The sequence below is a fragment of the Streptomyces fagopyri genome, assembly GCF_009498275.1.
In the GTDB taxonomy this organism is placed as follows: Bacteria; Actinomycetota; Actinomycetes; order Streptomycetales; family Streptomycetaceae; genus Streptomyces; species Streptomyces fagopyri.
This window is the reverse complement of record NZ_CP045643.1, coordinates 6430087-6451108: the sequence shown is the minus strand read 5'-3', so window position 1 is coordinate 6451108 and position 21022 is coordinate 6430087. Positions and strand designations below refer to the sequence as shown.

General features: G+C 73.1%; 18 protein-coding genes. 12 read left to right on the top strand and 6 right to left on the bottom strand.

Features of this window, described 5'->3' with window-relative positions; all coding sequences use genetic code 11:
- Nucleotides 1–213 precede the first annotated feature (213 nt).
- Entirely contained in the window at nt 214–876 is a 663-nt protein-coding gene (locus tag GFH48_RS27830; protein ID WP_153290860.1) for a phosphotransferase, read from the bottom strand.
- A 338-nt stretch (nt 877–1214) separates the two neighbouring features.
- On the opposite strand from GFH48_RS27830, the gene GFH48_RS27825 reads away from it, so the two are divergent.
- From GFH48_RS27825 to GFH48_RS27790, 8 genes are all read left to right on the top strand, one after another.
- Complete coding sequence (locus GFH48_RS27825; RefSeq protein WP_153290859.1) at nt 1215–2459, top strand: prenyltransferase/squalene oxidase repeat-containing protein; 1245 nt, start codon at nt 1215–1217, stop codon at nt 2457–2459.
- Nucleotides 2456–3136, top strand: coding sequence for an SCO2322 family protein (locus GFH48_RS27820; RefSeq protein WP_194280696.1), 681 nt, complete (start codon nt 2456–2458; stop codon nt 3134–3136). Before GFH48_RS27825 ends, GFH48_RS27820 begins: the two co-directional genes overlap by 4 nt.
- 483 nt (nt 3137–3619) lie before the next feature.
- Complete coding sequence (locus GFH48_RS27815) at nt 3620–4900, top strand: energy-coupling factor transporter transmembrane component T (protein ID WP_153293144.1); 1281 nt, start codon at nt 3620–3622, stop codon at nt 4898–4900.
- Complete coding sequence (locus GFH48_RS27810) at nt 4897–6630, top strand: ABC transporter ATP-binding protein (protein WP_153290858.1); 1734 nt, start codon at nt 4897–4899, stop codon at nt 6628–6630. Before GFH48_RS27815 ends, GFH48_RS27810 begins: the two co-directional genes overlap by 4 nt.
- Nucleotides 6627–7475, top strand: coding sequence for an ECF transporter S component (locus GFH48_RS27805; protein ID WP_153290857.1), 849 nt, complete (start codon nt 6627–6629; stop codon nt 7473–7475). Before GFH48_RS27810 ends, GFH48_RS27805 begins: the two co-directional genes overlap by 4 nt.
- 376 nt (nt 7476–7851) lie before the next feature.
- Nucleotides 7852–8265 (top strand): aggregation-promoting factor C-terminal-like domain-containing protein, encoded by a 414-nt coding sequence (locus GFH48_RS27800; protein WP_153290856.1) that lies wholly within the window; start codon nt 7852–7854, stop codon nt 8263–8265.
- 643 nt (nt 8266–8908) lie between these two features.
- Nucleotides 8909–9601, top strand: a complete 693-nt coding sequence (locus GFH48_RS27795; protein ID WP_153290855.1) for a YoaK family protein — start codon at nt 8909–8911, stop codon at nt 9599–9601.
- Between the two features lie 147 nt (nt 9602–9748).
- Nucleotides 9749–10333, top strand: a complete 585-nt coding sequence (locus GFH48_RS27790; protein ID WP_153290854.1) for a TerD family protein — start codon at nt 9749–9751, stop codon at nt 10331–10333.
- 84 nt (nt 10334–10417) lie between these two features.
- Here the strand turns inward: GFH48_RS27790 and GFH48_RS27785 are convergent, their stop codons facing one another.
- Nucleotides 10418–11587, bottom strand: coding sequence for a steroid 3-ketoacyl-CoA thiolase (locus tag GFH48_RS27785; protein WP_153290853.1), 1170 nt, complete (start codon nt 11585–11587; stop codon nt 10418–10420).
- Between the two features lie 382 nt (nt 11588–11969).
- On the opposite strand from GFH48_RS27785, the gene GFH48_RS27780 reads away from it, so the two are divergent.
- Nucleotides 11970–13205, top strand: a complete 1236-nt coding sequence (locus tag GFH48_RS27780; RefSeq protein ID WP_153290852.1) for a cytochrome P450 — start codon at nt 11970–11972, stop codon at nt 13203–13205.
- A gap of 139 nt (nt 13206–13344) precedes the next feature.
- Here the strand turns inward: GFH48_RS27780 and GFH48_RS27775 are convergent, their stop codons facing one another.
- The gene (locus GFH48_RS27775; RefSeq protein ID WP_153290851.1) at nt 13345–15441 is read right to left on the bottom strand and encodes a bifunctional glycosyltransferase 87/phosphatase PAP2 family protein; all 2097 of its coding nucleotides are present in this window, start codon (nt 15439–15441) and stop codon (nt 13345–13347) included.
- Between the two features lie 412 nt (nt 15442–15853).
- On the opposite strand from GFH48_RS27775, the gene proP reads away from it, so the two are divergent.
- Both proP and GFH48_RS27765 read left to right on the top strand, forming a co-directional pair.
- Nucleotides 15854–17299 (top strand): glycine betaine/L-proline transporter ProP, encoded by a 1446-nt coding sequence (gene proP / locus GFH48_RS27770; RefSeq protein WP_153290850.1) that lies wholly within the window; start codon nt 15854–15856, stop codon nt 17297–17299.
- Between the two features lie 212 nt (nt 17300–17511).
- Nucleotides 17512–18183, top strand: a complete 672-nt coding sequence (locus GFH48_RS27765) for an O-methyltransferase (RefSeq protein ID WP_153290849.1) — start codon at nt 17512–17514, stop codon at nt 18181–18183.
- 50 nt (nt 18184–18233) lie between these two features.
- Here the strand turns inward: GFH48_RS27765 and GFH48_RS27760 are convergent, their stop codons facing one another.
- The gene (locus GFH48_RS27760) at nt 18234–18629 is read right to left on the bottom strand and encodes an FHA domain-containing protein (protein ID WP_153290848.1); all 396 of its coding nucleotides are present in this window, start codon (nt 18627–18629) and stop codon (nt 18234–18236) included.
- A gap of 132 nt (nt 18630–18761) precedes the next feature.
- Here GFH48_RS27760 and GFH48_RS27755 point away from each other — a divergent pair, with 132 nt between their 5' ends.
- Nucleotides 18762–19166 carry a DnaJ family domain-containing protein gene (locus GFH48_RS27755; protein ID WP_153290847.1) on the top strand — a complete coding sequence of 135 codons (405 nt, stop codon included), beginning with the start codon at nt 18762–18764 and terminating at the stop codon, nt 19164–19166.
- 89 nt (nt 19167–19255) lie between these two features.
- Here GFH48_RS27755 and GFH48_RS40175 read toward each other — a convergent pair whose 3' ends face one another.
- On the bottom strand, nt 19256–20179 hold the full coding sequence (locus GFH48_RS40175) for a hypothetical protein (RefSeq protein WP_407698670.1): 924 nt from the start codon (nt 20177–20179) through the stop codon (nt 19256–19258).
- A gap of 14 nt (nt 20180–20193) precedes the next feature.
- Complete coding sequence (locus GFH48_RS27745; RefSeq protein WP_153290846.1) at nt 20194–20838, bottom strand: hypothetical protein; 645 nt, start codon at nt 20836–20838, stop codon at nt 20194–20196.
- Between the last annotated feature and the right edge of the window lie 184 nt (nt 20839–21022).

Genomic DNA, 21022 nt, shown 5'->3' with positions numbered 1-21022 from the left:
TCCTCCCGTACGTACGAGGACACCCGCGGCCACCGCCGGCCGTCCCCGGTGTCATCACCCGGCGACACTCGCCCCGTCGCGGCACCGGCGCGTGTCGCGGCACCGGCGCGTGTCGCGGAAGGCGCGCCCGTCTCCCGGCGTCGGCTCGGCCTCCGGCCGGACGGCGGGCGACCCCCGGCCGGACGGCGGAGCCTTCGGGCCGGACGGCGGGGCCTAGAAGGCCAGCGTGCGAACCAGTTCCTCGGCCTCGCCGAGGAACTGGACCTCGGTCGTGCTCATCGTCGGATTGACTGCCCGTCGCCGCACCGCCTGTGCGAGACCGTCGCGCGTCACACAGTCCGTGTTCGCGTCGAGCATCGCGGCCAGGGTCTCCCCCGCCACCCCGGCCCGCGCGTCGCCGCCGACGGCGACCTGCGCGAGGATCACCGCGGACATGCCCCAGTCGAGGCCGGGCGGGCCCTCCTCGGCGTCGGTCCAGTCGATGACCTTCGGACCGTCCGGGGTGAGCATCACGTTGTCGGGGTGCAGGTCCAGGTGCAGCACACGGACGGCGGGGTCGGCGGAGAGCCGCGCGGGCACGGCGTGCAGTCTGCGCAGCAGCCGGGCGAGGGTCAGCCCGGCCTCCTCCGCGGAGAACAGTCCCGCGCCGAACGCCTCCAGCATGGTCGGCCCGGTCAGCCGTTCCATCACCAGGTCGCCGCGGGTCGCCGCCCGCACCCCCGGCACCGGATAGCCGTGCCGGCGTACGTGTTCCATCACCGTGGCCTCGGCCGTCGCGTCGCCCCGGCCCTCCCGGTCACGCCGCAGCACCCATGTCTCGTCGATCTCGTAGACATCCGCCGAACGTCCCGAGCCGAGCAGTCTCCCCGTCCGCATGAGGCGAACCTAGCCGGTCGCGGGCCCCGCCCCGAAGGCGGCGCCCGGCCGATTCCTACGGGCCGGTAGAGTGAACGCGTCGTCATCACCCCCGTACGGGAGGAAGCCGGTACACATCCGGCGCCGACCCTGTCCCCGAACTCTCGGCTCCGTCCGAGCGGGGAGACCCCGATCCGTGAACCGCCCAGCCGGCGGTGAGCCGGATCATCGCGCCCGGGACGTGAACGACTCGTGCCATCGGCAGCCCGCCGGTGGCCGGCACCGTCGAGGCATACGGAGCCGGAGCCGCTCGGGGCCAAGCCTGCGCCCGGTGCTGCCCGGCCCCCGCAGGGAGAGTCATGATCGTTCGCCGCACCGCCGCGGTACTGGCAGCCACCGTCGTGATCGGTACGGCCCTCGTCCCGGCCGCCGTGGCGGACGGTTCCTCCCCGTCCCCCACCGCGTCCCCGGCGATACCCTCCGGCCTCTTCGGCAGCACCGACCCCACCTACGACGGCGTGTGGCGGCAGTCCCTCGCCCTGCTCGCCCAGCACACGGTGGGCGAGCGGCCCGCGTCCAAGGCCGTCGACTGGCTGGCCGGTCAGCAGTGTGCGAACGGCGCGTTCGCCGCGTACCGCGCCGACGCCGCGGCCGCGTGCGACACGAAGACCATGGTCGACACGAACAGCACCGCGGCGGCCGTCCAGGCCCTCGCCGCGCTCGGCGGCCACGACGGCGGGACGCGTAAGGCGGTCGGCTGGCTGGAGTCCGTACAGAACAAGGACGGCGGCTGGGGCTACACGGCGGGCGGGCCCAGCGACGCGAACTCCACGTCGGTGGTGGTCGGGGCGCTGGCCGCGGCCGGCGGCAAGCCCGGGGACGTGAAGTCCAAGGAGGGCGGGTCGCCGTACGACGCGCTGGTGAAGCTGTCGGTTCCGTGCGACGGCAAGGGCGCCGACGCGGGCGGCTTCGCCTACCAGCCGGACAAGCACGGCGCGCTGGCGGCCAACGCGGACGCCACGGCCGCGGCGGTGCTGGGATCCCTCGGCAAGGGGCTCGTGACGACGGCCGGAAAGCCTCTCCCGCACGGCTACACCTGTGAGAAGGCGGCCACCCCGACGCCCGGGCAGGCCGCGAACAACGGCGCCTTCCAGCTCGCCCGTCTGCTGCACGACACCCCGTACCTGAAGTCGGCGATGCCCGGCGCCAAGGACCGGCCCGACTACGGCAACACCGCGGACGCGGTCGTCGCGCTGGCCGCCCAGGGCGGGATCGCGGAGACGAAGAAGCCCCTCGCCTGGCTGGAGAAGAACTCCGGGCCCTGGGCCACGGCGTCCGGTCCGGCCGCGTACGCGCAGCTGATCCTCGCCGCGCACGCCACCGGCACCGACCCGCGCGCGTTCGGCGGCACCGACCTCGTCGAGCGGCTCGGCGCGACGGGCCCGGCCGTCCAGGCGTCCGCCGGCGCGGAGAAGAAGGACCAGAAGGACCAGAAGGACGACAACAAGGGCGTCAACGTCTGGTGGATCATCGGTGTCGGTCTCGTCGGCGGCATCGGCATCGGCTTCCTGATCAGCGGACGCTCGAAGAAGCAGCAGCCGTGAGCAGGCGCCGTACGACGGCCCCGGCCCCCCTCCTCGCCCCACTGGTCCTCCTCTCCCTGCTGCTCGCTCCGCTGCTGCTCGTCCTCACCGCCGCCGGGCAGGCGCAGGCCGTCGGCTACCGCTACTGGTCCTTCTGGGACCGGACCGGCGGCACCTGGACGTACGCGACACAGGGCCCGTCGACCGCGCGGCCGTCCGACGGCGACGTCGAGGGTTTCCGCTTCGCGGTGAGCGAGGACTCGCAGGACGCCTCGAAGCCGCGCGGGAAGGCCGACTTCGCGTCCGTCTGCGCCGGGACCGGGACACGGGCGGGCACCAAACGGGTGGCCCTGGTCCTCGACTTCGGCACGGCGGCCGACGCCCCCTCCGGAGAAGCGCCTCCGGCACCGCGTACGGCCTGCGCCCGCGTCCCCTCCGACGCGACGGCGGCGGACGCCCTGGCCTCGGTGGCCAAGCCGCTCCGCTACGACACCAACGCCCTGCTGTGCGCCATCGCCGGGTACCCGCGGGCCGGCTGCGGCGAGCAGGTCTCGGCCCCGCACCAGCCCACGGCCTCCGGCCACCCCCGGTCCGGGGCACCCCACCACGGTCCGTCCGCGGGCCTGCTCGCGGGCCTCGCGGCGGTGGCCCTGCTGGGCGCGGCCGCGATCTGGCAGGCCCGCCGCCGCCGGGGCTGAGCCACGATGACGACAGGCAACGAGAAACGGGAAGCGGCGGCGGCCGGCCGGTACGTCGCCCGGCGGAGGCCCGCGGCGCCGACCACGCCACCCGGGACACCGCTGTCGGCCACACCTGCCGCACCGGTGCCGACACCGGCACCATCGGCGGCGACCCCTGTCGTCCCGGCCACACGGCCCGCGTCATCCGCGCCGCCCGCCTTCGGCACACCAACCGCACCCGGCACTTCCGCCGCACCCGACGCCTCCGCCGCGCCCGACACACCTGTCACTCCCGCCGTGCCCGGCGAACCCGGCACTTCCGCGGCCTCCGCCGCGCCCGCCCAACCCGACGCACCCGCCCCCGCCGGGCTCGGCGAACCCGCCGCGATGCCCGGCGAACCCGACGCCCCCGCCACCCTCATCGCGTCCGGCACTTCTGTAACCCCCGCCGCGCTCGGCGAACCCGCCACACCCGCCACCCCCGTCGCCCCCCGCACGTCCATGACCCACGCCGCACCCGGCGAACCCGTCCCGGCCCGCGTCCGCTCGAACCGGCGGCTCCCCCGGCCTGAGTCCGACTCCGCCCTGTCCGTCGTGCCGGACGACGGCAGCGGCGGGCGCGGGCGTCGGCGGCCACCCCGTACCCGCGCGCCGCAGACGCACCGCGGCAACGCCCTGCATCCCGGCGCCTGGTGGATCTGGGCCCTGGGTCTGGGTACCGCCGCCTCCCGCACCACCAACCCGCTGCTGCTCGCCCTCCTCGTCGGCACGGCCGGATACGTGGTGGCGGCACGCCGCACCTCGGCCCCCTGGTCCCGCTCGTACGGCGCGTTCGTCAGGCTCGGTCTGGCCGTGCTCGGCATCCGTCTCGCCTTCGCGGTCCTCCTCGGCTCCCCCGTCCCCGGTTCGCATGTCCTCGTGACGCTCCCCGAGGTCCCCCTCCCGCACTGGGCGCAGGGCATCCGCATCGGTGGCCGGGTCACCGCCGAGGGCCTGGTCTTCGCGCTCTACGACGGCCTGAAACTGGCCACGCTCCTCATCTGCGTCGGCGCCGCGAACGCCCTCGCGAACCCGGCACGGCTCCTGAAGTCCCTGCCGGGCGCGCTGTACGAGGCGGGTGTCGCGGTCGTCGTCGCGCTGACCTTCGCACCGCACCTGATCGCCGACGCCGGGCGGATGCGCGCCGCCCGCCGGCTGCGTGGCCGCCCCGACCGGGGCCTGCGCGGTCTGCTGCAGGTCGCCCTCCCGGTCCTGGAGAGCGCGCTGGAGCGTTCGGTCGCGCTCGCCGCGGCGATGGACGCGCGCGGCTACGGCCGGACCGCCGAGGTGGCGCCCGCCGTCCGCCGCACCACCGCCGTCCTGACGCTGAGCGGCCTGGTCGGCGTCTGCGCCGGCACGTACGGACTGCTGACCGCCGAGGGCGACGGTTACGGACCACCCGTACTGCTCGCCGGGCTGGCCGCCGCACTTGGCGGTCTGTGGCTGGGCGGCCGTCGCTCCCCGCGCACGCGCTACCGCCCCGACGTGTGGGGCGCACGGGCATGGCTGGTGGCCGGGTCCGGCGTCGCCGTCGCCACCGGACTGATCGTCTGCGCCGCGTACGACCCCGTGTCGCTGCGCACCGGTGTCGTCCCGCTGGTGGCGCCGGCCCTTCCCCTGTGGCCCGCGGCCACCGTGCTGGTCGGCCTGCTGCCCGCCTTCGTCGCCCCCGTTCCCGGGTCGCCCCGCCCGCCCGCGGAACGCCCGGCCCGAGAGCCCGCCGCCCCCGAGGAGCCCTCATGATCCGCTTCGAGGATGTCTCCGTGACGTACGACGGAGCGGCCGAACCCACCGTCCAGGGCGTGGACTTCGAGGTGCCCGAGGGTGAACTGGTGCTGCTCGCCGGGCCGTCCGGGGTCGGCAAGTCCACCGTTCTCGGCGCGGTCGGCGGTCTCGTCCCCCACTTCACGGGCGGCACCCTGCGCGGTCGTGTCACGGTCGCCGGCCGGGACACCCGCACCCACAAACCACGTGAACTCGCCGACGTAGTCGGCACGGTGGGCCAGGACCCGCTGTCCCATTTCGTGACGGACACGGTCGAGGACGAACTCGCCTACGGCATGGAGTCGCTCGGTATCGCACCGGCGGTGATGCGCCGCCGCGTCGAGGAGACCCTCGATCTGCTGGGCCTGGCCGACCTGCGTGACCACCCCATCGCCACCCTCTCCGGCGGTCAGCAGCAGCGGGTCGCCATCGGCTCGGTCCTCACCCCCCATCCGCGGGTCCTGGTCCTCGACGAACCCACCTCCGCCCTGGACCCGGCCGCGGCCGAGGAGGTCCTCGCCGTCCTGCAGCGCCTCGTCCACGACCTCGGCACGACCGTCCTGCTGGCCGAGCACCGCCTCGAACGCGTCATCCAGTACGCCGACCGCGTCGTCCTCCTCCCCTCCCCCGGGACACCGCCGCTCCTCGGCACCCCGGCCGAGATCATGGCCGTCTCCCCGGTGTGTCCGCCGGTGGTGGAACTCGGCCGGCTGGCCGGCTGGTCCCCGCTCCCCCTCACCGTGCGCGACGCGCGGCGCAGGGCGGGGGCGCTGCGCGAACGGCTCGCGGAGCTCGTACCGCCGGCGACCTCGGCACGCGGGCTCCGCCCCGCGTCGGGCGCCCCCGCCGCCGGGCCGCCCCCGCGTCCCCGGTCCTTCCCGCCCGCACGTCCGCGTCCGCGTCTCCTGCGCCGGCACACCCCCGATTCCCCGGACCCGGCCGCACCGGTCGCCGTCGTCGAGGGCCTCGCCGTCCGCCGCGGTCCGGTCGAGGCGCTCCGCCGCGTGGACCTGACCGCCTCCCCCGGCGGGATCGTCGCGCTGATGGGACGCAACGGAGCCGGCAAGTCCACCCTGCTCGGCACACTGGTCGGGCTGGTCGAACCGGCCGCCGGATCCGTCCGGGTCAAAGGCGCGGTCCCGCACCGGACGGCACCCCAGGACCTGATCCGGCGCGTCGGTCTCGTACCGCAGGAGCCACGGGACCTGCTCTACGCCGACACGGTCGCCGCCGAGTGCGCCGCGGCCGACGCCGACGCGGGCGCCGAGGCGGGTACCTGCCGGGCACTGGTCTCCGCGCTGCTGCCCGCGATCACCGACGACACCCACCCCCGGGACCTGTCGGAGGGGCAGCGGCTGGCGCTGGCGCTGGCCGTCGTCCTGACGGCCCGCCCCCCGCTGCTGCTCCTCGACGAACCGACCCGGGGCCTCGACTACGCGGCGAAGGCCCGGCTGGTCGCCATCCTGCGCGAGCTGGCCGCCGAAGGGCACGCCATCGTCCTGGCGACCCACGACGTGGAACTCGCCGCGGAGCTCGCGCACCGCGTGGTCGTGCTCGCGGACGGCGAGGTCGTCGCCGACGGCCCGACGGCCGAGGTGGTCGTCGCGTCCCCGTCCTTCGCCCCGCAGGTCACGAAGGTGCTGGCCCCGCAGCCGTGGCTCACCGTCGCCCAGATCAGGGACGCGCTCACGAGGGACACGCTCGCATGACCGGGTCCAGCACCCCACGACGCCCCGCACCGCACCAGCCCCAGGTCCGTGCCGTCCGCCTCGGCCCCCGCTCCCTCGCCGCGCTCTGCCTGGTGAGCGTCATCGGCGTCGCCGGATTCGGCTGGCCGCTCTTCGCCGACCCCGCCTCCCAGGTCGGCACACACGCGCAGGACGCCCCCTGGCTGTTCGCGGGGCTGCTGGTCCTGCTCGTCGCGGTCGTGGCCGCGACGATCTCCGAGTCCGGGCTCGGCCCGAAGGCGGTGGCCATGCTCGGGGTGCTGGCCGCGACCGGTGCCGCCCTGCGGCCGATCGGGGCCGGGACCGCCGGGATCGAGCCGATGTTCTTCCTGATGGTGCTGAGCGGACGGGTGCTCGGACCGGGGTTCGGGTTCGTGCTCGGGTCCGTGACCATGTTCTCGTCCGCGCTGCTCACCGGCGGGGTGGGGCCGTGGATGCCGTTCCAGATGCTCGCCATGGGCTGGTTCACGATGGGCGCCGGACTGCTGCCGGGGCCGGACCGCCTGCGCGGGCGCGCCGAGCTGTCGCTGCTCGCCGCGTACGGGTTCCTGGCCGCCTTCGCGTACGGCACCGTCATGAACCTGGAGGGCTGGCCCTTCATGAACGCGCTGGCCTCGAACGTCGCCTTCGACCCGCACGCCGGCGTCCCCGCCAACCTGGCCCGCTTCCTCGCGTACTGCCTGGCCACCTCGCTCGGCTGGGACCTGGGCCGGGCCGTCGTGACGGTCGTCCTGACACTGACGCTGGGCGCGCCGCTCCTCAGGGCGCTGCGCCGGGCCACCCGGCGGGCCGCCTTCGAGACGCCGGTCACGTTCGACCCCCGGTGATCTGCGGCGCCGGTCACACCGGCCGGACGCGCTCCGCACATCCCCGTGCGCGCTGTGCGAGACGGAGGGTGAGGCAGCCCACAGGACGTTGGTCACATCCGAGGCGCGATAGTAGCGATTCCTGGTGGCATGAACGCGTCGTTGTGCCCTCTGACCTGGGGTTTGAGAGCCAGATCACATAAGGCACTTTCTCCCCGGATGCGACCACCACTAGTAAAAGGGGGTCATTGCGGACCGGCCGCCGGCCTGTTTCTCTGAAGCAGTCGCGAGGCGCCGAAGAACCCACCCGGGTTTCGGCACCGACGTACGCAGTCACCACGCACCACATGGTTCCGGCCTACCGCGACGGTCGTGTCCCCGAAGAAAAAGGTTCTCCGTGTCCGTCTCCTTCATCCGCCGCATCGCCTCTCCGAAGAAGGTCCTCACCACTGCCGCCGTGGCCACCGCCACCGTCGGCATGGCTCTGGCCGCGGCTCCCGCCCAGGCCGCCACCACCTCGGCCTCCTCCGCCCAGTCGATCGCGCACGAGATGATCCCGGACGCCACGCAGTTCACCGCCTTCAGCAAGATCGTCGAGCGCGAGAGCGGCTGGAACCCCAGCGCCACGAACGCCGCGTCCGGCGCCTACGGTCTGGTCCAGGCCCTGCCCGCGTCGAAGATGTCGACCGCCGGCTCCGACTGGAAGACCAACCCCGCCACGCAGATCAAGTGGGGTCTGGACTACATGAACTCCCGCTACGGCAGCCCGGCCGCCGCGTGGAGCTTCTGGCAGGCCCACAACTGGTACTGAGCGACCCCCACCGCACGTGAAGGCGGCGGCCCCCGATCCCCGGGGCCGCCGCCTTCGCCATTCCCGGGCCCCGTACCGGGCCTGACCGGGCCTGACCCGGCCGGGCCGCGTACCCGATCCGCCTCGGGCCGCGTACGCCGCGTGCCCCCGGCCGCGTATCCCTCCCGGCACGGGCCACGTACCCCACCTGACCCGGACCCCTTACCCCGCCCGGCACACGCCGCGTACCCCACGTGCCCCGGCTGCCTACCCCGCCCGGCACGGGCCGCGTACCCCACCTGGCCCGGGCCTCGCATCCCGCCCGGCACAGGCCGCACTCGCCGCCCTGCACGGGCCACGGCCCCCGGTGGCGTCGAGCGGGACGGCACCCACGCGCGAAGCCCCCGCCGTGGAGGGCGCCCGGTCGCGGCCGGTCGCCGCGCCCGCCCGGGTGAGGGGCCCTGCCGAAACCTCCGGGCGCCGTACGCCCGGACCCCGCCACGCCCGGACCCCGCCACGCCCGGACTCCGCGACACCCGTGCGCCGAACCGCGGCGATCCGGTGGCGGTCTGCGCCCCCGGCGCGGGACCCCGGACATCCGGGCGGCCCAGGCGTCCGTGGTGGACTTGGGCGCACCACGACCGTCCAGCCGACCGGAGGCCCCATGAGTGCGGACAGCGCGGCCGCGCGGACCGACGACCACGAAGAGCGCGGACTGCGCCTGGTCGTGGTGCTGTTGGGGCTGACCGTGGTCAGCGGGCTCATCGACGCGGTGAGTTATCTCGGGCTCGGGCACGTCTTCACCGCGAACATGACCGGCAACGTGGTGGTGCTGGGCTTCGCCGCGGCCGGGGCACCCGGCTTCTCCGTGTGGCACACGCTGACCTCGCTCGCCTGCTTCCTGGTCGGCGCCGCGGTCGGCGGACGGGTCGCGGTGCGGTTCGGCGGCCGCTCCCGCCGGTCCTGGGCGCGGGTCACGCTCGCCGTCGAGGCGCTGCTGGTCGGCGGGTGCGCGGCGGTCGCCTTCGCCGCGCCGGACGCCACCGGCACGACGTACACCCTGATCGCCGTCACGGCCTTCGCCATGGGCCTGCGCAACGCGACCGTCCGCAAACTGGGCGTCCCCGACCTGACGACCACGGTCCTGACGATGACACTGACGGGCCTCGCCGCCGACACGGCCGTCGGCGCCGGTGCGGGCAACCGCTCCCCTCGGCGCGCGGCCTCCGTCGCCGCGATGGCCGTGGGCGCGCTGCTGGGCGCGTGGCTGGTGCTCCGTCACGGACTGGGGATCCCGCTGCTGATCGCGGCGGTGGTGACGGGGGCGCTGGCCGTGGCGGCCTCCGGGCGGGAGTAGTCCGACCCCCGGACGGGAGTGGGCTGCCACCGGGCGGGAGCGGGCATGCTCCGGGCGGGAGCGGCCCTTGGGCTCACCCGGCTGCCGCCGTCCACGGGGCTCCGGGCAGACTGCATCGGAGCAGTCCCATGACCAGGAGGACCACGCATGATCACGCTCACGAAGGAAGACGGCCCGGCGGACCTGGACGGAGTGACCCATCTGTCCATCGGGGTGTCCTGGGACCCCACCGCCGGATCGAGCGGCGGACTGATGGGAAAGCTCCGCCGGCAGGCCGGCACCGACCTCGACCTGATCGCGATCGCGATGCAGGGCTCGGACCCGGTGCGGCTGGCGGGCCTCGACTCCCTGGACCCGCTGGGCAACGGCTCGTTGGTGCACAGCGGCGACAACCAGACCGGACGCGGTGAGGGTGACGACGAGACGGTGACCGTCGAGTTCGCCCGGGTGCCGGCCAACGTCACGTCGATCGTCTTCGTCGCCGCCGCGTTCAAGAAGGGCAGTTCCTTCCAGAAGGCGCGGAACATCAGCATCAAGGTGTACGACGCGACCGGGGGCAGCACCCAGCAGGTCGCCGACATCTGGCCGAGCCTGCTCAGCAACGACAACGGCTGCGCCGTGGCCAAGGCGATAAGGGCCGGCGGTGTCTGGAAGCTGGAGGTGATCAACCAGACGGGCAGGATCAAGCAGGGTGACGAGCGGGACCTGATGCGCTTCGCGGTGAACAAGTAGGGACACGAACGGCCACACGAGTGGGGGACTTGGGGGCTGACCTCCGTGTCAGCCCCCGCCCGACGTGACTCCGGTGCCTCCCGGTCACAACCGCTGGATGATCGTCCCGGTCGCCAGCGCCCCGCCGGCGCACATCGTGATGAGGGCGAACTCCTTGTCCCTGCGCTCCAGTTCGTGCAGGGCGGTCGCGATCAGACGCGCTCCCGTGGCCCCCACCGGATGGCCGAGCGCGATCGCGCCGCCGTTCACGTTGACCTTCTCCAGGTCCTGTTCGAAGACCTGGGCCCAGCTCAGCACCACCGAGGCGAAGGCCTCGTTGATCTCGACCAGGTCGATGTCCCTGAGCGACATGCCGGCCTTGCCGAGTACGGCCCGAGTGGCGTCGACCGGTCCGTCCAGGTGGAAGTGCGGGTCCGCGCCGACCAGCGCCTGGGCCACGATCCGGGCCCGCGGCCGCAGCTTCAGCGCCCGCGCCATCCGCTTCGAGGCCCACATGATCGCGGCGGCTCCGTCCGAGATCTGCGACGAGTTGCCCGCCGTGTGGACGGCCGTGGGCATCACCGGCTTGAGGCGCGACAGCGCCTCCGCGGATGTGTCGCGAAGCCCCTCGTCGCGGTCGACGAGTCGCCACATGCCCTGCCCGGCGCGCTGTTCGTCCTCCGTCGTGGGGACCTGCACGGCGAACGTCTCCCGCTTGAAGCGCTCCTCGGACCACGCCACGGCCGCCCGCTCCTGCGAGAGCAGACCGAGCGAGTCGACGTCCTCCCGCGTCAGTCCACGGCGACGCGCGATCCGCTCCGCCGCCTCGAACTGGTTGGGCAGGTCCACGTTCGCCTCGTCGGGGAACGGCTTCCCCGGGCCGTGCTTGGACCCCGAGCCCAGCGGCACCCGCGACATCGCCTCGACACCGCAGGAGATGCCCACGTCGATCACCCCGGCCGCGATCATGTTGGCCGTCAGGTGGGCGGCCTGCTGCGAGGAGCCGCACTGACAGTCGACGGTCGTCGCGGCGGTCTCGTAGGGCAGGCCCATGGTGAGCCAGGCCGTACGCGCGGGGTTCATCGACTGCTCCCCCGCGTGCGTCACCGTGCCGCCGACGATCTGCTCGACGCAGTCGGCGTGGATGCCGGTGCGGCCGAGGAGTTCACGGTAGGTCTCGCCCAGGAGATAGGCGGGGTGGAGATTGGCGAGCGCGCCACCGCGCTTGCCGATGGGGGTGCGTACGGCTTCGACGATCACGGGTTCCGCGGCCATGGGGCTAGGTCCTCTCCTCGCTGACCCGCGCAGCGCGGGGCGTCCCGGCCCACCCACCGCGCCGAACTAGAACCTGTACTAGTTCTCCGTGCAGTCTGCTGAGCCGAGCCCCCGCGCCGCAAGGGTCGTGCAGGCCCCGAAGTCGTCACCGACGCCGTCTCCGCCCTCAATTGAGGGCGCCGCACCCCTTGCGACTTGTAGAACCCGTTATTACCTTCACGGCACTTCCCATCTTCTGATGGGCCGTCAGGCGGTTGGAACTCGGCTGCCGCGGCACGACTGTCAGAACACGGCGTCGGAACGACGTCGTCACGACAACGGCGTCAGAACACGGCGTGGAACAACGTCGTCACAACGGAACGCGTGAGACCTGGAGTTGCCGATGCCCTGTCCAGCGCTGCCCGACGGGTTCGACTTCACCGACCCCGACCTGCTGCACCATCGTGTGCCCCTGCCGGAGTTCGCCGAGCTGCGCCGGGCCGAACCGGTCCGCTGGATACCCCAGCCGCCCAACCTGGCCGGCTTCCAGGACGAGGGCTACTGGGCGGTGACCCGGCACGCGGACGTCAGGTACGTCTCCACGCACCCGGAGCTCTTCTCCTCGTCCCTCAACACCGCGATCATCCGCTTCAACGACCACATCGAGCGCGACGCGATCGACGCCCAGCGGCTGATCCTGCTCAACATGGACCCGCCCGAACACACCCGCGTCCGCCAGATCGTGCAGCGCGGTTTCACCCCGCGGGCCATCCGGGCGCTGGAGCAGCGGCTGCGCGACCGCGCCCTCGCGATCGTCGGGAGCGCGCGTGCCCACTCCGGGCCCTTCGACTTCGTCACCGAGGTCGCCTGCGAACTGCCCCTCCAGGCGATAGCCGAACTGATCGGCATCCCGCAGGACGACCGGGTCAAGATCTTCGAGTGGTCCAACCGGATGATCGCGTACGACGACCCGGAATACGCCATCACCGAGGAGGTCGGCGCCGAGTCGGCCACCGAACTCATCTCGTACGCCATGAACATGGCCGCCGACCGCAAGCAGTGCCCGGCGAAGGACATCGTCAGCACCCTGGTGGCGGCCGAGGACGAGGGCAACCTCGGCTCCGACGAGTTCGGCTTCTTCGTGCTGATGCTGTCCGTCGCCGGCAACGAGACCACCCGCAACGCCATCACGCACGGCATGCACGCCTTCCTCACCCACCCCGAGCAGTGGGAGCTCTACAAGCGCACCCGTCCGGCGACCACCGCCGAGGAGATCGTCCGCTGGGCGACCCCCGTGGTCTCCTTCCAGCGCACGGCGACCCAGGACACCGAACTGGGCGGCAAACGGATCAGGAAGGGCGACCGCGTCGGCCTGTTCTACGCCTCCGCCAACCACGACCCCGAGGTGTTCGCGAACCCCGACGACTTCGACATCACGCGTGACCCCAACCCCCACCTCGGCTTCGGTGGCGGAGGCCCGCACTACTGCCTGGGCAAGTCCCTGGCCGTGCTGGAGATCGACCTCATCTTCCACGCGATCGCCGACGCGATGCCGGACCTCTCCCTGGTGGGCGACCCACGCCGGCTGCGCTCCGCGTGGATCAACGGTGTCAAGGAGCTCCAGGTCGACGCCGGCTGACCCCGGCACCCGCTCGGGCCGGCGGCCTCCCGGCGCCCGTCGGCCCGTCCCGCGGGAGGCAGGGGCAGCCCCCTACGCTCCGCCCCTGCCTCCCCCGAGGGCCGGCCCCCGGACGCGGCGCGTGTCGCGATCCGCCGACTCACCCGCCGACCTGCCCACCCGCCGGGTTGTCCGCGGGAGCGCCCGCCCGGCTGCCCGCGGGAGCGGCTGTCGCCGCGGCCGGCTCCTCCGTACCGGTCGCCACGGCCGGTGTCCGTGGCCTCGGGCCCTGGAGGAGGTGGGTCAGGCCGAAACCCGCGGCGACGACCGCCGCGCCGCCCACCGCGTCCAGTACCCAGTGGTTGCCGGTCGCCACGATCGCCGACACGGTGAAGAGCGGGTGCAGCAGACCGAGGGCCTTCATCCACCACTTGGGCGCCAGGATCACGATCACCAGTCCGCACCACAGGGACCAGCCGAAGTGCAGCGAGGGCATCGCCGCGTACTGGTTGGTGAGCGCGGTCAGCGTGCCGTAGTCCGGCTTGGAGAAGTCCTGCACGCCGTGCACGGTGTCGATGACACCCAGCCCCGGCATCAGGCGCGGCGGGGCCAGCGGGTAGAGCCAGAAACCGACGAGCGCCAGCAGCGTGGCGAAGCCGAGTGCCGAGCGCGCCCAGCGGTAGTCGCCGGGACGCCGGATGTAGAGCAGGGCGAGGACGGTGAGCGGGACGACGAAGTGGAACGACTCGTAATAGAAGTCGAAGAAGTCCCGCAGCCACTCGACCTTGAACACGGCGTGGTTGGCCCAGTGTTCGATGTCGACGTGCAGGAACCGCTCGATGGACAGTATCTGGTCGCCGTGGTGCTCGGCGGTGGCCCGGCCGCCCGCGTTGGTGCCGCCCGTCGCGGCCAGTCTGACCTGCTGGTAGGCGGAGTAGCCGACGCGGATCAGGAGCAGTTCGAGCAGCAGGTTCGGCCGGGTGCGGACGCGGCCGAGGAAGGGCAGCAGCGGCACCCGCTTCCACCGGGTGGGGACGGGCTTCGCGTAGTCCGTGGGGATCGGCGCCCGGTAGTACTCCGAGGTGCGGGAGAGGAACGGCACGACCGTGGCGGCGGCGAGCGCGGCGAGCAGCACCACGTTGTCGCGCAGCGGGTGGACCACGGTCATGTTCGGCAGCATCATCGTCGCCGGCAGGGTCATCACGAGGATGACGGCGACGGGCCACATGGCGCGGTCCGAGGCCTTCCTGCCGACGCGGCCGACCAGCGCGAGCAGGACCCACAGCAACTGGTGCTGCCAGGTGGTCGGTGAGACGGCGACGGCGACGCAGCCGGTGATCGCCACGGCCAGGAGCAGCTGCCCGTCCTCGGCGTAGCGCACGGCACGGCGCAGGCCGAGCACCGCGACGGCCGCGCCGAGCAGCAGGAACAGGCCGATCTCCAGAGGGCCGTTGAGGCCGATACGCAGCAGCGCGCCGTGCAGCGACTGGTTGGCGAGGCCGTCGGCCTCCCCGCCGAGCCCGACACCTCCGAGGTGGTGCACCCAGTACGTGTGGGAGTCGTGCGGCATCGCGGCCCAGGCGAGGGCCGTGCAGGCGGCGAAGGTCAGCGCGCCGGACACGGTGGCGCGGCGGCGCCCGGTGAACCAGAGCAGCGGCGCGAAGAGCAGCACGGTGGGCTGCAGCGCCGCCGCGAGGCCGATCAGGACGCCGCTCGCGCGCTCCCCGCGGACGGTGAAGCAGCCCAGCAGGACGAGCAGGACCGGGATGATGCTGGTCTGGCCGAGGTAGAGGGCGTTGCGGACCGGCAGCGACAGCATCAGCAGGCTGATGGCCACGGGTGCGGCGAGCAGCGAGGTGCGGCGGCTCACGGGCTGCGGCAGGGCGCGCGCGGCGACCACACCGAGCACGACGACGAGCGACAGGCTGCCGAAGGTCCATCCCCAGCCGAGCCCCTGTTCGGCGGCGCGGGTGAGCGGCTTGAGGACGAGTCCCCCGAAAGGGGTTCCGGTGAACTGCGTCGAGTCGTACAGCGACCCCTTCACATGCAGGACGCCCTCAGGTCCGACCCAGGTCTCCAGGTCGGTCAGCCGGTCCCCTTTGGGGGTGCTCAGGACGACGGCGACCTGTCGCACCGCGAGGACCGCGGTGATCAGCCACAACCCGATACGGATCGTGCGCAGCCGCGCCTGCGCCGATTCCGCCGCCCCCGCCCCGAAGGCACCACCCGCTCGCCCGCCGTGCTCCACATTCGCCACGCCCCGTCGACCCTCCCGCCCCGTTCGTCCCGCATGTCCCGTGCGCCGGTTTCCTTCCGAACCTCTAGAGGCTCGCACCACCCCCGTGGATGGACGCAGGCAACCCCCCCTTCACCTGACGTCCCCCTACCTTTTGTCCGGATGACGATAGTGCGAGATCGGTTCGGTTCCCCGCCCGGTCTGCGACATGGATCACATTCGTCCGCGACAAAGGTCACAGACAGGCCATCCGGAGCCCGCCCCCCGGCCGCCCGTCACCCCTGCGCACACGGCGTTTGCGCACGTTGCGCGCAGGTTCGGCGACGGCGCGTGACGGGACGGAGCGACCCTATGGTCGCTTTTCCGTCTGTCCCGGGTCACCCCCGGGGCGGACCACGTCCTTGTCCCCGTCGAAAGGCAGGCGAGCGGAATCTTGCCCTCCGTCAGTCCCGTCGCTCCCGCAGCTCCCGTCGCTCCTGTCCGGCTCCGGCCCCCGGCGCGCCCGGAGGTCACCGTCACCGACCCCGCCCTGGTGAAGCGCGCCGTGAAGGCCGCCGCCCTCGGCAACGCGATGGAGTGGTTCGACTTCGGCGTCTACAGCTACATCGCGGTGACGCTGGGCAAGGTCTTCTTCCCGTCCGGCAACCCCACCGCCCAGCTGCTGTCCACCTTCGGCGCGTTCGCCGCGGCCTTCCTCGTCCGCCCGCTCGGCGGCATGGTCTTCGGACCGCTGGGCGACCGCATCGGCCGCCAGAAGGTCCTGGCGCTCACCATGATCATGATGGCGGCGGGCACCTTCGCGATCGGCCTGATCCCGTCGTACGCGACGATCGGAGTCGGCGCCCCCCTGCTGCTGCTCGCCGCCCGGCTGGTGCAGGGCTTCTCCACCGGCGGCGAGTACGCGGGCGCCTCCACCTTCATCGCCGAGTACGCGCCCGACAAGAAGCGCGGCTTCTTCGGCAGCTGGCTGGAGTTCGGCACGCTCGCCGGATACATCGGCGGCGCGGGTCTGGTCACCCTCATGACCGCCTTCCTGTCGACCGAGGACCTGCTGGCCTGGGGATGGCGCGTGCCGTTCCTGATCGCGGGCCCGATGGGCGTCATCGGGCTGTATCTGCGGTTGCGCCTGGAGGAGACCCCGGCGTTCGCGGCGGAGCTGGAGAAGGCCTCCAAGAAGGAGAAGGACCGCCCCAAGGTGGCGCTGCGCACGATGCTCGCCGGCCAGTGGCGCGCGCTGCTGCTCTGCGTCGGCCTGGTGCTGGTCTTCAACGTCACCGACTACATGCTGCTGTCGTACATGCCGAGCTATCTGACGAGCGAGCTGAAGTACGACGAGACGCACGGCCTGCTGGTCGTCCTCGGCGTAATGGCGCTGATGATGATCGTGCAGCCCTTCGCGGGCGCGCTGACCGACCGGGTCGGCCGCCGCCCGGTGATCGCGGCCGGCTGTGCCGGATTCCTCGCGCTGTCCGTCCCGGCCATCCTGCTCATCCGCCAGGGCAGCCTGCTCGCGGTCGCGCTCGGCATGGGCGCGCTGGGCCTGCTGCTGGTGTGCTTCACCTCCGCGATGCCCGCCGCGCTGCCCGCGCTCTTCCCGACGAAGGTCCGCTACGGCTCGCTCTCCATCGGCTTCAACATCTCCGTCTCGCTCTTCGGCGGCACGACCCCGCTGGTGGTCACGGCGCTCATCGGGGCGACCGGCAACATGATGATGCCCGCGTACTACATGATGGCCGCGGCCGTGATCGGCGGTGTGGCGGTGTGGTTCATGTCCGAGTCGGCGGGCCTGCCACTGCCGGGTTCCGCCCCGGCCGTCGAACCCGGCACCCGGCCCGACGCCGGAACCGGCACCCCGCGCGCCGCCGGGACCGACGCCTGACCCACCGCCGGGGATCGGGCCCGTGCCGCCAACACCGATCGGCCCGCGTCACCGCCGCCGACCGGCCCGTATCACCACCGCTGATCGGCCCATCCCACCGCCGCGTCCGGAGGACCACTCCGGTCATGCGGCTGACAAGCGCGGGGAGCGCGACTAGATTCGTCGACGGAACTAGTTAGCACTTCTAACTAGGCATACGAAAGGTATGGTGCATGAGCGAGTCGCAGTTGTGGAACGACGTCGACGACTACTTCACCGCCCTCCTCGCCCCCGCCGACGAGACCCTGACCGCCGCGCTGCGCGACAGCGACGCCGCCGGCCTTCCGAAGATCGGCGTCGCGCCGAACCAGGGCAAGCTGCTCCAGCTCCTCGCCCATGTCCAGGGCGCGCGCCGCATCCTGGAGATCGGCACCCTCGGCGGCTACAGCACGATCTGGCTGGGCCGCGCGCTGCCCGCCGACGGCCGGCTGGTGACCTTCGAGTACGACGCCACCCACGCGGAGGTCGCCCGCCGCAACCTCGCCCGCGCCGGCCTCGACCGGATCGCCGAGGTGCGGGTGGGTCCCGCGCTGGAGTCGCTGCCGAAGCTGGCCGAGGAGAACCCGGAGCCGTTCGACTTCGTCTTCATCGACGCGGACAAGGTGAACAACCCGCGCTACGTGGAGTGGGCCCTCGAACTCACCCGCCCGGGCAGCCTGATCGTCGTCGACAACGTCGTCCGCGACGGCCGCGTGACCGACGCGGACAGCACCGACCCGAGCGTGCGCGGCACCCGCGCCGCGCTGGAACTGATCGCCGCCCACCCCAGGTTGAGCGGTACGGCGATCCAGACCGTGGGCAGCAAGGGGTACGACGGGTTCGCGCTGGCCCGGGTCCTCGACTGAGGAGCCCGGCCGGGGAGACCGGCCGGGCGCCCGGGACGCGTTCGCGGGCGCTACCGCTCGTGGTAGAAGCCCACGTTGACGCTCTGCGGGCCGGTGCGGTCGAAGATGACGATCTCTCCGGTGCTGCCCGCGGGGAGCTGCGCCGTCCCGCCGTACGGGACGGACCGGGTCGACATCCCGGCGAAGGTCAGCCGGACCTCGGAGGAGGGCTCCGGACGGGAACCGTGCAGCCACGTGACCTGCCAGGAGCCCTCCGGACCGCACAGGAACTCCAGATGGACCCGGGAGACGAACAGCCAGTCGTCGGGGGTCGCGAGCCGGCACACGGTCCGGTCCCGGCCCACCCGCAGCACGGCGCCGGGGTCGCTCGGTGCGTCGGCCATCAGCATTCCGGCCGTCGCGCCCGCGTCCGCCCCGGTGACCGAGGCCATGGTGAGTTCGAGCACGTGCGCTCCTTCGCGTTCCGGTGGTGCTTCCCACCGGTTCGATCGTCCTGGTGCCGGGCGTGGTCGACACGCCGCCGCCGCATGATAATTCGACCGATCGTCCGCTCGGGCGTCCTCCGGCACAATGGACGTATGACCGAGCGCAAGCCACCCGGCGTCAGCTTCGAGTCCTGGGTCGACCGGCAGATCCGCGAGGCGGAGGCACGCGGTGAGTTCACGGACCTCCCCGGCGCGGGAAAACCGTTGCCCGAGGTGACCGACACGTCGTACGACGAACTGTGGTGGATCAAGCGGAAGATGGCCCGCGAGGGCCTGTCGGTGCTGCCCCCGACCCTCGCCCTGCGCAAGGAGGCCGAGGACGCGCTCGCCGCGGCGTCGGCGGCGCCCTCGGAGCGGGCCGTGCGCCGGATCGTCGAGGACATCAACGCCAAGATCCGCGAGGTCATGTTCAAGCCGCCGCCCGGGCCTCCGCTCGGCCTCAAGCCCTACGACGTGGACGAGATCGTCCGGGACTGGCGCGAGCGCCGGGCCGGGTGACCGGCGTCGACGCGTGAGGCCGCGCCCCGGAACATGGTCCGGGACGCGGCCTCACGATTGCCGTGCTGTGCCGTGCGGTGCGGTGCCGTTCAGAGGTGGAGCAGGCGCTCCGTGACCTCGCGGTAGTCCCGCAGGGCCAGGCGCAGTTGCTCGGTGTCGGACGCCTCGTCCGCGCCGGCCTTCTCCCAGGACGTGCGCAGCGTGCGCCGACGCCGGGCCATCGCGTCCGTGAACTGGGCCGTGAGCTCCTCGAGGACATGATCGGCCTCCTCGACGGACGCCCGCGGACCGTCGACGAACCCGCCGACCGCGTGCCGCATCCGCAGCGCGTACTTGTCGCACGCGTCGTGGGACAGCAGCGCGCTGTCGTCCGCGCCGGAGACACCGTTCCCGCGTGCCGTACCCGGGTCGTGCGCGCCGGTACGGGCGGGCTCTCCGGAGCCGTCCGCCGCGCGCCCGGCGGCCGGGGTCCCGGTCCCGCGGGAGCCCTTGGACTCACGCGCCGAGGTCGCCTCGCGGGAGGTGGTCGCCTCGCGGGAGCCCAGGGGGACCGGAGTGCGCGGCGTCACGGCGTGCTCGCCGGTGGTGGATGCGGCCCGGTCCGGTGTCTCAGGGTGATCGTCCGCGGTCGCGCCGGACGGGGCCACCGTCTGTTGGGCGGGCGCGGGGAAGGGGGTGCGCGCCGCCGTGCCGCGCTCACCGGCACCGGCCGCCCGGTCCGGGGTGTCGCGCAGGGTGTCCGTGGCCGCGCGGCCGCGGTTGCGCTCGTCCCCTCGTACCGCCGCGCCGTCGGTCCGCTCGGCGCCGGTACCACTGGTCCCGGCCTTCTCGGCGTCGGCCCTGTCGGCTTCGGTCTTCTCGGCCTCGGTCTTCGATGTCGTCCCGGTCCTCGGTGCCGACTCGTCCCGCGGGGTCGTCTCGTGTCGCGGGGTCCGCCCGGCGGGTGCCGCCTCCGCGTCGCCCTTCAGCACCTCGCGGCGGGTCGCCGTGTCCTTGCCTTCGTCCGGTGTCATGTCATTCACCTTCCTCAACTCCCCTTCACCTGGCGCCTGTTGAGCGCCCACGGCGTCCGGGATCGGTTGTCGGGAGCCGGGTCCGGCCGGTCGGCGGCGGAGTCCTGGCGCTCGGTGGACACCAGTTCCTCGAAGAGGCCGCGGGCCTCGATCATGGCCTCGCGGAGTTCCTCAGTGCCGGCGCGGTCGTCCGGGGTGGGGCTGTGCGTGGCCTCGTGAACCCGCCGGTAGCCGTGGACACGGTGTCCGTGGTGGACCGAGAGTGCCTCCAGCCGCTCGTCGTAGCGCTCACCGTCGGGGAAGCCGCGCTCACCGGCCACCTCGCCGAGCAGCTGGTCCGCCTCGGCCACCGCGTCCCGGGGGGAGTCGACGAAACGTTCCTGGGCCGCCGTCCAGCGGGCCGTGTACCGCTCACGGGCCGCCTCCTCCAACGGCCGCCGCCGCAGCGAGCCGTGGCGCTTGACGCGCTCGGCGAGGTCGCGCTCGGCGGCCCTGGCGTCGCCGTCGTGCCGGGCGACGACCCGGTCGTACTCGGGCCCGAAGCGCCGCCGCAACGTGCGTCCGCCCTGCGGCCTGCGGGCGAGAAGGGTCAGGGCGGCTGCGACAACGGCAACGGCCGCCACGATCACGATCAGAGCGATGATGACGCCTGTGGACATGGATGCCTTCCGGGGTTTCTCGACCCAACGGGCCGGTTCGCGGATCGGGTTGCCCGGAAGTACGCCTTCAAACGGGGCCGGCCGCGCCCGGTCCCGCACGATCCGGCGCCGGTCGACGCATAACCGGTTGCGGACCGGGCCCGGTGCCTCCTGACAATGACCGCCATGACACGTACCGGCGACC